Genomic DNA, 12,247 nt, shown 5'->3' on the forward strand with positions numbered 1-12,247 from the left:
GCTAGTCTAAAAGTCATTTTCAACTGTACAAGTTAGCCCGGTATTTCTGGTTTTTATAGCAGTTCATCAAAACGGGCAATAGTTGGATCTGCATTGTGCCTATAATCAATCTTCAGGTGAGGCTGCGTAGGTGCAGCCCGCCGTAGGCATCGCTTGAGATTTCCTTTTTAAATTTCTTAACAATCCCGTGACTGAACAAATAACGCTTGGCTAATTTGTTTAGTCACAGCATTGACAGAATATTTAAATTTATTAAAATTCCCAGTGTCCAGAACCCCGACTTCTCAGAGAAGTCGGGGTTCTTACTTTTCACGAATGATTTAGGGTTGCTATATACACTCTCTATTTTAAAAAGTTTTAGATTACTATTTTAATAGTAAACAACCGATTTATTAATTATTCTACATTCTTAATCATTAGACTTATCTGCAAATTAACTAGTACAGCGGGCGTGTAAATCCACATACCATCTCAATTAACAAGACTTGTACAACACGGCGTAAATAGAGCAACCATTTAAAAACTCTAAAAAGTCTATTCCGTAATACTTTTGATTTTTGACTTTTGAACGCCAGTTGCTTCTCCTGTCGGAGACGCTGCGCGAACAAGTCGGCAGAGCCGGACGCCAGTCGCTCATGGGGGAAACCCCCTACAGCCCTTTGGGCATCCTACGGCAGGCGCTAGCCTCTCCCTTTGGGAGAAGACCGCGCTGGCTCCCCAACGCACTGGCTCCTTTTGACTTCCGCCTTGCGGTACTTGGGTCTTAACAAGGGGCAAAATATCCTTGTTAAAGTTAGGCAAACTTCCGCCGACTTGTACTAGTTAGTAATATTTTGAGCCGGAAGATCCCCCCAACCCCTTTTTAAGAGGGGCTTAAGATATATTTACAGAGAATCACCAAAGATTATTCATATCTGTGGCTTGGGAATTACATTCAACATCTATTTAAAATATAAAATTTGATATGTCAGACTCTAAATTTACTGCTTCTGTGGCTCAAGAATCACTCCATTCAGAATTATCTGAGCGATCGCCTCTTCTTAACCTGCGGGAGAAGATTCTAGCAATCCGTAACGGTCTGCGCCCTGGACAACAACAAATGGCTGACTGGCAATCTGGCCCCCTAGCTATTTCTGCCGTTCCTGGTGCAGGCAAATCCACTGGTATGGCGGCGGCGGCGGCGATCGCGATCGCCCGTCAATATGAACGTTCATCCTCCCGCCGTCACTTGGTGGTTGTCACCTTTACTCGCTCTGCTGCTGCCAATATTAAAGCGAAGATCCGCAAAGACTTAAAAGAATTATCCTTACCTCAGATGGGCTTTTTTGTCTATACCCTACATGGTCTAGCGTTGAATATTGCCAGTCGCCATTCAGATTTATCGGGTTTGCAGTTAGAAAATGTCACATTAATTACACCAACCCAAAGTCACCGCTTTATCCGCACAGCTGTAGAGCAATGGATTGCGAATAATCCAGGAATATATTTGCGGTTATTAGAAGGTCATCAATTTGACGGAGAAGAGACAGAAAGGTTGCGTCGCCAATCAGTGCTGCGCACAGAAGTATTACCGGAATTGGCTAATACGGTAATTCATGAAGCAAAAAGTTCTGGGATATCGCCAGAATTATTGCGGGAGTGGAGTAAACAAACCACAGACGAATATACAATTTTGAGCGTAGCGGCGGGATTGTATGAGCAATATCAAAACTTAATGCGATCGCGTGATTTCATCGACTACGACGATATGATTTTAGCTGCACTACGCGTTTTGGAAAACGACAGCGCCCGTCGCATCGAGCAAAACCAAGTATTCGCCGTCTTTGAAGACGAAGCCCAAGATTCTAGCCCCCTACAGACGCAGCTGTTAGAAATTTTGGCGAGTGATGGGGACAAGGGAGATAACTCCTCACTCCTCAGTACAGACGCGATTAATCGCGTCTCTCCTCACTCAGCACTCAACTTAGTGCGAGTTGGCGACCCCAACCAAGCGATTAACTCCACCTTCACCCCAGCCGATCCGATTTATTTTCGGCAATTTTGCGAAGAGTGCGATCGCATCAAACGATTAGCAACGATGGATCAAGCTGGACGCAGTACTAGAATTATCATTGAAGCTGCTAACTTTGCCCTCAAATGGATCAATAATCAGTGGTTAGCAACAACCAATAATAAACAGCAGACTACTGACAACCGACAAGTACCATTTCGCTTGCAGACAATTCACCCTGTTGAAGTTGGTGATCCACAAACTAACGCCAACCCAGCACCAACAGGACGAGGACTGGAACTTTATACCCCGCGTGACATTCATCACACGGCTGAATTGTTATCTCAAAGAGTGATCGAGTTATTTGGTGAAGATCCAACAAAAACTAGTGCAGCGATTTTAGTGCGAGAAAATCGCCAAGGAAGATGGTTAGCAGAGGCTCTGACACCTGTATGCAAAGAGCATAATATTATACTCTACGATGTGGGAGAACGCGATCGCCGTTCCCATGTTCCCCAAGAGATTTTAGCATTACTGCAATTTTGCGATCGCCCCCACTCCCCCGATTATCTCAAAGCCGCCTTAGAGGCATTAGTACAGCGCCAATTAATTCCTACCCAAGACCTCAACGCCCTTGCTAGTCTCCCAGAAGAATTTTTGTATCCTGGCCCCTTAGCAGCACCTCAGTCAGAAACAGTCCAAAAAGCCGCTCGTTTGTGTCGCAGTTTACTCCGCGCTCGCTTGGAATTGCCCCTGTACCAGCTAATTTCCTTTCTTGCCTTAACCTTAAATTATGACCAGGCAGAATTGGCAACTGCTGACAAACTCGCAGAACGGGTAAACCAGCAGATAGCTGGTAATAGTTCAATGGGGGGAATGCTGTCAGCTTTAAGTGAAATTGTCAGTTCCGAACGGTTTGAACCAGTGGAAACCGAGGATTCGGAAGAACGTTATACTCGTTGCGGTCAACTGACCATTATTACGATGCACAAAGCCAAAGGGCTGGATTGGGACTATGTGTTTCTTCCCTTTCTCCACGAAAACTTGATTCCTGGGAGATTTTGGGTTCCTCCTCAAAGCCAGTTCTTAGGGGATTTTACCTTATCAGAAGTAGCCCGCGCCCAAATTCGTGCTGCTCTCCACGGTGAATCTACCATACCAGATGTTACGCAAGCATGGGAACAAGCAAAGCATTTGAAAATATCTGAGGAGTACCGTTTACTCTACGTTGCCATGACACGAGCAAAGCGTCTGGTGTGGATGTCAGCGGCTCAGAAAGCCCCCTTTACTTGGAGTAAGCCGGACAATTTACAAGAACAAGCGCCTTGTCCGGTGTTTCCAGCATTAAAGCGCCAATTTCCTGAATGTGTGGCGAATTTAGCAGTAATGGCCAAACAAGCCTGATCAAAACTCTTAAGAAATTGAATGGAATCTACAGTTTCTAATACAGCGGGCGCATAAATCTAGCTACCATCTCAATTAACAAGACAATATGTAGGGTGTGTTATTGCCCTTGAGTACCAATACGCTTGGGTTAAGGTTAAAACTCTTTATCAAAGTCAATTTTTTGAACGAACCGCAGAGGTGCCGAGAACACAGAGAGAAGGAAAAAATGCTTAACTGAACTGTATTGCCTTGAGTACGGCACCAAAACCTTCGGGAGGTGTTACGCTTTGCTAACGCACCCTACGGATATTTCAAAAATAAAATATAAGTCGTATATATTTTTTCTAACAATAATTTAAATAATAAATATAGTGTTCAAAATGTCTATCCTCTGGCATGGGTTGTGAAAAAAGGAAGGTAAATTCCATCTCTGCTTAGTGAGAATGAAATTCCCCAATTTAAATCAGCGATGCAACGATATTAATAGTCATAGCCAAAATGGTGGTATTGAAAAAGAAGGATAATATGCTATGTAACAGAGTCAAGCGCCTCATATCGGGTGATGTAGTTTGCACATCTGAAACTTGACTAGTCATGCCAACTACAAATGAATAATATAAAAATTCCCAATAGTCTGGACAGTCGTTATTAGGAAAATCTAATCCTCTGATGATTTCTTGACTATTATTACGATTAATATATTTGTAATAGCTGTGTGCATATTGCACTGCAAACATCGTATGCACTAGTAACCAGGAACCGACAATGGTCATAATTGCAAGTATGACATGTATGGTGAGCAGAATTGTTGACAACCCTTTTTTATCAGTTAGTAATAAACCCAATAGCTAAAACACTGGCACAAGCCGCAGCTATCACCAGGATGAATATAGCCAAATGTCCTTCATATTCATTCTCAGCATAACGGCGAATTTTTTCTGGCGTAGCCTTGAGCATTTTCCACCACGTTACGGCTAAGAAAAAGTCTATACCGGAGTTCCAAGCGCAAAGAATGTGAGTGGGTAAGTGCAGCCAAGGCGGAAGGATTACTGAAATTAATACAGCGAGTCCGACAGCAATGATTAGTCGCGGTCGAGGGTCAAAGTTTTTAAATAAATTCAGGTTCATAAATATCTTGCACCAAGTAATAGAGATTAGAAATTGTACTTCAATTGCTAGCCTTTGGAGAACCCGAAGGAGTACAAGTCTATGAAGTCACCCAATACACTGACTCGGCTATGCAGAAGCGGCTTCCCTTAGTCCGTAGGGAAACAAGCTACGCGCAGCGTCAGCCAAAAAAGAAGGGTAGTCCGCCTAATGGTTAACGCTCTTTTATATCTCTGAGGAGAGAAAAATAAGATGCTGACCTTGAATCTTTTTCAAAGCCTCGCTTGATAACTGGAGTTTAGATTAGTCAGGAGTGCGAAACTAAATTTCCAAAAAATAAGGATACGGATTTAAGATGTTTCCGGGAACTAAAACCAAGGTTTTTAGGCTTTATAGAATCAACCTTCTGAGTTTCGCACTTTTGACTAGTCTAAACTCCAGAAGGTAGGCAGCAGTTAAAAATTTTCTGCCAAAGTTGGCGTACTGTGCATCAGTTCACTTGCTCAAATTTTGATGATGATCAACTGAATGGTTGGTCGTACCTTAATGTCCGACAGGAGGTGCAACTTCGATATTTATCTTCATTTTTATTTCCCGACCTGCAAAACTTTTTTGCCGCGCGCATTTGCCATCATTTTCTGGAATAAGACGAAGAACTCTAAGATTTAACTAAGAACTTATCATTCACTTGCTCAAGAGAACTTGTGGGTCTCCCGTAAACCAAGCGGTGTCAATGGTTAGCCGACAAATGCGCCAATCTTTTCCGTCACGAATTAGATCGACATCGTAACGGTTTTTCATCAGGCAATGCCGTGAGTGGTCATCTGGCGGCAGGTGCGTGGCTTCGACTAACGCCAGCATTTTGGCGGTATCTCCTTCAACACGAATGCGTGGGTTAGTCACCACGTGGGTCGTGGTATGCTGTCCCGCAACGCTGATAATGTGTTGGACGATGTTTTCGCCGCCAATGAGAAGCGGAGGAAGCTCAAGACCCAGCTTACGCGCGACGGCACTGAAATCCACGACGGCATTCTCAGAAAAGGCAGAAGCGAATAGGGCAGCGTCGTTGAGGTCAATGCCGGCACCGTAACGATAAAGTGTATCGGCAATCCCTAGATAGTCTTGTACCGAGTCGGGAATAGTAGTCGCAGCAAGATTTGGGTCTACTCCGGTAGTTAGATTTGTTTCTGGTGTGTTTATATTCTTTTCTGCAAATTGTTCATTCATAATATATTTCCTTTCTTTTATTTACCTTTTTCGAGATTGTCAGCGACGAAAAATTCATTCCCAAATGCTAATTTAATAGCTTGTTCAGAAGAATGGAAAATGGTCTAACCAGCCTTCAGACAGAATGCGTTTTACATCTAATGCAAATTCACCTTCAGGCGGCTCGTGAAATTCGTCCCAGTAATCGGAAAACTTGCATAAAATAGCAACGGCTGAACCTTCGTGAAGCACGTTGCATTATCAACCCTTTGTAGGTGTAGAAAAATCTTGAGCGTGAACCTGGGCGTAATACTCAGCAAACAATTCAAATGAAGTTGCAGGCTTGTGTAAGATATCTGTGATCAGCGTTGTCACCATTGAGCCTGCTCCAGCTTTCCAGCAGTCAAATAACTGCCCTTCCGCATCCAAATACCATTCGGGTTCTCCATTGGCGAGTCGAGCCGCTTTGAGGTCGGCAGGTGTGAGATTGACGTACTTAACTTCTTGGTTTAAGACTTTTGCAAAATAGTTCGCAACTTGATCAAATGAAACGGCTTCGGGGCCGGTCAGGTCGTAGGCTTGATTTTCGTGTCCTGAGTGACTCAGACAGACGGCTGCCACTGCTGCTACATCTCGCGCATCGACATGAGAGATTTTTGTGTCTCCGACTGAATTATAGAATGCGCCTTGAAGAGCCATCGTTTGAGCAAACCAGCGCATATTCTGCATCAACATATTCGGGCGTAAATGTGTCCATGCCATGCCTGATTCTTCCAAGTGTTCTTCAATTTGGCGATGCCACTGTTGAAATTTACTGGGTAATTCCCCAGCATGAAGCACAGAAACCTTTACAACATGGCGAACGCCTGCCCGTTTTGCTGCATCAATAAAATTGCATTCTAACTCAACTTGACGTGGCTCGTTGGGGGTAACCAGAAAAGCGGTTTCACAGCCTTGAAGGGCAGGGTCTAAAGTCTGTGGCTGTGAGAAATCACCTTGTGCCAGTTCGATCCCTTGCGCTTGAATAGCAGCTTTTTTCGGATCTCGCACCAGTCCTCGAATTACAACATCTCGGTTCAGCAGATGCTGAATGACTTCTCCCCCAATGTTCCCAGTCACACCAGTTACTAAAATCGTCATTGGCATTCTCCTAAAAGAAATAAAGCATTAGTACAATACCTATTTATTAGCAATTTTAAAAAGTGCGTCGTCACGCGTTAGTTTCGATTCCAACTTCTTGCGGTAAGTCTAATTGTTCATGTTTTTGAACGCAACCTGCTTGAACATCTTTAACGTACTTATTCCACTAAAGGTAAGCTTTTAAAAGCTCTCTCGCCAGGAATTTTTTACAATTAATCAATTTTAGAGTATCTGGTTCTCTAAAATAAAGTCAGTGGTGCAATTTTGTGAATTGCATCTGCACTCTGATTAGAAAGGCAATTAGGGGAATTAGGGCAAGGTACTAATTTACTGTTGTTAACATCTAAATTATTCCGACGTTTGCGAGTAAAAACCATAATTATGTCTTAGGGAAAGTAAATAAGTATACTCTCACACTTTGGTTTTAATCACTGTAATACTTTAGTACGATCGCATCTTCTGGCAAATGACAGATTCACTAAAATATCGGTGATGCATTCGCCTCTGGCGTTGGCGAAGCCATCGCTCTATGATCCGGTAAGTATGGTCTAGGCGAAGACAGATTATGACGCAAACAATTTCCATCAACGACTCTGGGCGCTTGCAACTCACACCGCTAGAAATCCCATCCCGTCTACTGTTAGGGCCTGGGCCCTCCAATGCCCATCCTACAGTTCTCCAGGCGATGAATACTTCACCCGTTGGGCATCTTGACCCAGTTTTTCTCGCACTCATGGATGAAATTCAGTCGTTGCTACGCTACGTATGGCAAACAGAAAACCCACTCACCATTGCAGTCAGCGGTACGGGAACAGCCGCAATGGAAGCAACCATCGCCAATGCCGTTGAACCCGGTGATGTGGTTTTAATTGGTGTAGCTGGTTACTTTGGTAATCGCCTCGTAGATATGGCTGGACGTTATGGTGCTGATGTGCGAACCATTACCAAACCTTGGGGACAAGTCTTCAACCTCGATGAACTCCAAACTGCCTTAAAAACTCACCGTCCAACTATTTTAGCTCTAGTTCATGCCGAAACCTCCACCGGCGCACGTCAACCGTTGGAAGGAGTCGCTGATTTGTGTGGTGAATTTGGCACTTTGTTATTAGTGGATTCAGTCACAAGTTTGGGTGGTGTTCCCTTGTTTTTGGATGCTTGGGGAGTTGACTTAGCTTATAGTTGTAGCCAAAAAGGGTTGGGTTGCCCGCCTGGTGCTTCGCCTTTTACAATGAGTCCGCGTGCAGTTGAAAAATTGCAACAGCGCCAAACTAAGGTTGCAAACTGGTATTTGGATATGTTGTTGCTGAGCAAGTATTGGGGCGCTGAACGCACCTATCACCATACAGCACCGATTAATTTATACTATGCATTGCGGGAAGCACTACGTTTGCTTGCAGAAGAGGGGTTAGCAAACTCCTGGCAGCGGCATCAAAAGAACGTAGAATATCTCTGGCAAGGGTTAGAGAACTTAGGACTGAGTATGCACGTTGAGCAAGAATATAGACTGCCAACGCTTACCACTGTCTGCATTCCAATAGGGGTAGATGGGAAAGCGATCGCCCGGCAGTTACTCAATGAACATAATATTGAAATTGGCGGTGGTCTTGGCGAACTAGCTGGTAAAGTTTGGCGCGTGGGATTGATGGGCTTTAATAGTCGTAAGGAAAGTGTTGACCAACTTTTAGCAGCACTACGGCAGGTTTTGCCTAAGTAGTTTTAGGTTAATTAGGTGTGTTAACAGTAGCTTAACGCACCTGATAAAAAAGGCATAGGCGTAGCCCACCGTAGGCATCGCGCTGTTCTTTAAATAATATTAAGAAAATCTAAATATTAAAAGATTATCCCTGTGAGGGGGATTGTTAATAAGAAAAAAATGTGGTTTTCTAAACATGTTAGTAAGGAATTAAACTAAGTAATCAAGAGAGTTAAAATGTTTCTGCAAAAAATTAAAACACTGCTTATAGCAGCAGCTATTTTGCCATGCTTTATCCAATCAGCATCAGCACATGTTGTCTGGTTTGATTACAAAAGCGGTGAATATAATATTTTGTTTGGACATCCAGAAGAGGGGCCAGAATCTTATGAACCCTCTAGATTTAAAGAGGCAATAGTTTATGATAGTGACAAACAAATACTTCCTTTTAATCTCAATGGAAAACAAGATGCTTTATCTCTGACTGCTGGTAAAAATATAGCAGCCATTCAAGGGTTTTTTGATAATGGCTATTTTGCCAGACTATCGAATAATGAATATCTCCGGATCACAGAACCGGAAATTAATAACTATGATAATGTTGGTCATTACCTGAAATACACTAAAGCTTTTTATGATTGGTCTGATGCTTTAGCTAAACCATTCAATTTGCCATTAGAAATTCTACCTCTAGAAAACCCTTTAGCTCTCATTCCAGGCGAAAGCTTACTAGTTCAGGTATTATCTAAAGGGCAACAAATTACTGATAATGTTACAGTAGAATATCTTGGTCAAGTAGTAGCAAAAAACCCAAATGGCACTTTTTCCATACCCATTGGTCAAAAAGGACTAGAGCAACCTATTGAAGCTAGCTACTCACTTCCATCTAACAGTAATCTGACTATTTCTTACGAAACTAGCTTGACAGCACAAAGCATCTCTGTCCCAGAACCTTCAGATTTATTAGGATTAGGTTTTCTTGGATTACTAATTCTATACAAAAAAAAGTTACTGCTGAATAAATAGCACAGTAATTCTATTATCATAAAAAGCAGGTATCTACAGCCTCTTTGTAGATTATAGTTTTGACTAAACCTGTGCCTCCCAATCTTAAAGACATCAGGCACTACAATCGTTACCAATTACAACAAGCAACCAAGCTAGCTACTATCTCAACTAATTCTTCTGGATCAATCGGTTTAGATACATGAGTGTCAAAGCCACCTTGCAAGGCACGGATACGAGCCTCACTATCAGTATATGCTGTTAAAGCAATAGCCGGTACTCGTCCACCATTCTTTGGTTTAAGCGCACGAAATTTGCGGATGAAAGTGTAACCATCCTCCCCAGGCAACCCAATATCAGAAATTAAAACATCGGGCTGCAATTCCGATAATACTTTGCGTGCCGCATCTGCTGATATTACTGATATAACTTTTGCTCCATCCATTTCCAACACAGTAGTGATGAAAAAGCGAGTATCATTATCATCCTCAACTACCAGAATATCTAAACCAGTAAGAGTTCCAGAAGGTTCCATAAATGACATTTTATTCTAACTTTCTGTAACGCATTCCCCACGACTTTAGTCGTGGACTTTTAGTAGAAAAAGAGAAATAGCAGTTTGGGTCTTGTACAGGTTCCGAAACACTATCCCCCGAACCTCTAGGTGCGGTTACGATTAATAGAGGATGGACTCATCCCCACACCCCAGAAACACATTGCTTTGCCAGTAGCAATCGACACTTCTGTAAGCTCAGTGATCATCTGCTTCTACCCACTACGAGACTACGCGACAGTCTCTTATCTACTGGTTAGCCGTTTCTATTGGGTAGTAGTGCTTTATCCGATTTCGACATCACATATATTATCTCATGATTTACCATAAGTAATTGAGCAGCGATTAAAATCGCCTGGGGTACGGCACGAAGATTATGGTTATTTTTATTACTACCAAAACTTACGCAACTGTCATAAGCGATCGCTATCTATACTGAACTAATATCCTTTTTTCATTTAGGAGATTGGGTTAAGATGGCATGGCAATACAAAGTCCGACTCGTTCAGATTTTGTGAAAAACATCGGGAGAATATATCTGTTGAGTATTTCTCACGAGCTTCACTGAGACAAAAAGCCAACAAACAGCAGAGGTAAGAGTATTAAAAGAGACACAATTAAAACGAGGGTTGCCGGCTCGATTTTAATGTGATTCTTCTGTGGTTCGGGCATTTGGCACTCTCTCGAACAATAAGTACATCAACTCAGCCTAAAGGATATTTACTTTTTTTCCAAGCCCAATGAGGTTTAGAAGTGTAAACTTTTTAGTTATTCCAGCCCATTCAATTTGCAGATTTTTGATTTTAGTAACTTTATACCCTTATTAGGTTATTTCTTCCAAGGTAGTTTAGTTCCCATTTCAGTCAATGCAGAAAAGATGAGATAGACAATAAGTAACCCAGCAGCTGCAAAGAAAGCCAGTAAATCGTTATCCATAAATGCTATTTGCTAAAACTTCGCTAATCATAACGGAATCACCTAATCTTTAACGTTTTTCTGAGCCTGCAATCTTTGGTCTTCCGGGTGCAAATTGTACCAGCCATACCAGTGATGAACTCCTAGCCAAACGGCTGAAAGCAAACCCGCTAGGCTGAGGGTGAGGCCGCTAAACGGTACTAATAATCCAAAGATGGGTAATACTGCTCCAGCAATAGTGCAGATAATCGCAGCCAGGGAAGCACTGCGACTGGCACCCAATCCCCATGTCAAAATCAGTAAGATGATAGAAATTAAAGTCCAAGCCAACTGAGCATTGATGACGCGAGCTAGATAGGTCAAAATCAACAGACAAGCAAAGAAAATACTACCAGCGATCGCTACATTTTTGAAACTCATTGACAGTGACAAATATAACAACAATATCCACCACAAAAATATTGCTGGTGCTAGTAATAAAAGACGCGGAATTACTCCCGTATGACGAATAGGTTCAGTGTTGGTAAACACTCCAAATGGATTTTTGACTGAAACATTATCGTCAAATTTCCAAGTAAATTGCGTACTGCGTCCGTCAGATTTAATCTCATCAGGTTCAATACCACTAGCAAAATTAGCCGGAGCAAAGTTAGCAATTGCGGTGAGGCGGAAGTTAGATAGCATCTGTCCCGCTGCACTATAAACCCAGCGAGGCCCACCTCTAGCTTGATAGGTGACTCGAAAGGTGGTTTCTTCGCCTGGTTGCAGTTGGAAGGGAAAACCATAGTCTCCCGGATTGGTTTGTTGTAACCTAGTACTGTCACGCTCGATTTTGTAGCTAGCAAGCAGTGTATAGCCGTTGGGTGGCGGTGCTTCAAAGAAAAAATTATTAATATCCTTAAGTTGGTTAACTACTTTATAATCGGCAGTATAATTTGCCCGATAAATTGAGCTGCGGCCTGGAACATCTACACTTTGGTCAAGCTTGACTTGAATTTGCGAACCAGCCAACGTCAAAAAGCGGTTGATCTCTCGTGTCTGGTTTACCTTAACTATTTTGCCATTGACTTGAGTGGTATAAGAGTATGGCTCTCGAATAGAGTAGCGCACTTGGGGCGCAAATTGTTCGAGCTTCTCACCTGCAACACTTTCAGCTACTTGAGCCACCTTTGCTTGTTCCCAGTAGTGGTAGCGATTGCTTAACCCTCTTTTGTCACTCTAGGCAGAAGAAAATTGGAAATAAGGGATATTG

At 42.6% G+C, this 12,247-nt stretch carries 8 protein-coding genes and 1 pseudogene; 3 read left to right on the plus strand and 6 right to left on the minus strand.

Annotated elements, in window-relative coordinates; translation table 11 throughout:
* The first annotated feature begins 964 nt into the window (after positions 1-964).
* On the plus strand, positions 965-3,394 hold the full coding sequence (locus tag Q0541_RS14210; RefSeq protein WP_298911317.1) for an ATP-dependent helicase: 2,430 nt from the start codon (positions 965-967) through the stop codon (positions 3,392-3,394).
* A 440-nt stretch (positions 3,395-3,834) separates the two neighbouring features.
* On the opposite strand, the gene Q0541_RS14215 is transcribed toward Q0541_RS14210, so the two are convergent.
* From Q0541_RS14215 to Q0541_RS14230, 4 genes are all read right to left on the minus strand, one after another.
* The gene (locus Q0541_RS14215; protein WP_366941876.1) at positions 3,835-4,149 is read right to left on the minus strand and encodes a DUF1345 domain-containing protein; all 315 of its coding nucleotides are present in this window, start codon (positions 4,147-4,149) and stop codon (positions 3,835-3,837) included.
* Positions 4,150-4,201: 52 nt separating this feature from the next.
* Positions 4,202-4,504, minus strand: coding sequence for a DUF1345 domain-containing protein (locus Q0541_RS14220; protein ID WP_298911319.1), 303 nt, complete (start codon positions 4,502-4,504; stop codon positions 4,202-4,204).
* A gap of 663 nt (positions 4,505-5,167) precedes the next feature.
* Positions 5,168-5,710 (minus strand): nuclear transport factor 2 family protein, encoded by a 543-nt coding sequence (locus Q0541_RS14225; protein WP_298911321.1) that lies wholly within the window; start codon positions 5,708-5,710, stop codon positions 5,168-5,170.
* 240 nt (positions 5,711-5,950) lie between these two features.
* Complete coding sequence (locus tag Q0541_RS14230; RefSeq protein ID WP_298911323.1) at positions 5,951-6,829, minus strand: SDR family oxidoreductase; 879 nt, start codon at positions 6,827-6,829, stop codon at positions 5,951-5,953.
* Positions 6,830-7,394: 565 nt separating this feature from the next.
* Here Q0541_RS14230 and Q0541_RS14235 point away from each other — a divergent pair.
* Both Q0541_RS14235 and Q0541_RS14240 read left to right on the plus strand, forming a co-directional pair.
* Positions 7,395-8,543 carry an alanine--glyoxylate aminotransferase family protein gene (locus tag Q0541_RS14235; RefSeq protein ID WP_298911325.1) on the plus strand — a complete coding sequence of 383 codons (1,149 nt, stop codon included), beginning with the start codon at positions 7,395-7,397 and terminating at the stop codon, positions 8,541-8,543.
* 216 nt (positions 8,544-8,759) lie between these two features.
* Complete coding sequence (locus Q0541_RS14240) at positions 8,760-9,548, plus strand: DUF4198 domain-containing protein (protein ID WP_298911327.1); 789 nt, start codon at positions 8,760-8,762, stop codon at positions 9,546-9,548.
* A 109-nt stretch (positions 9,549-9,657) separates the two neighbouring features.
* On the opposite strand, the gene Q0541_RS14245 is transcribed toward Q0541_RS14240, so the two are convergent.
* Both Q0541_RS14245 and Q0541_RS14250 read right to left on the minus strand, forming a co-directional pair.
* Positions 9,658-10,062 (minus strand): response regulator, encoded by a 405-nt coding sequence (locus tag Q0541_RS14245; RefSeq protein ID WP_298911329.1) that lies wholly within the window; start codon positions 10,060-10,062, stop codon positions 9,658-9,660.
* Positions 10,063-11,058: 996 nt separating this feature from the next.
* Positions 11,059-12,198 (minus strand): annotated as a pseudogene (locus Q0541_RS14250) (hypothetical protein); the annotation flags it as partial.
* Positions 12,199-12,247 lie beyond the last annotated feature (49 nt).

Source organism: uncultured Nostoc sp. (genome assembly GCF_937863485.1).
Taxonomy (GTDB): Bacteria; Cyanobacteriota; Cyanobacteriia; order Cyanobacteriales; family Nostocaceae; genus Nostoc.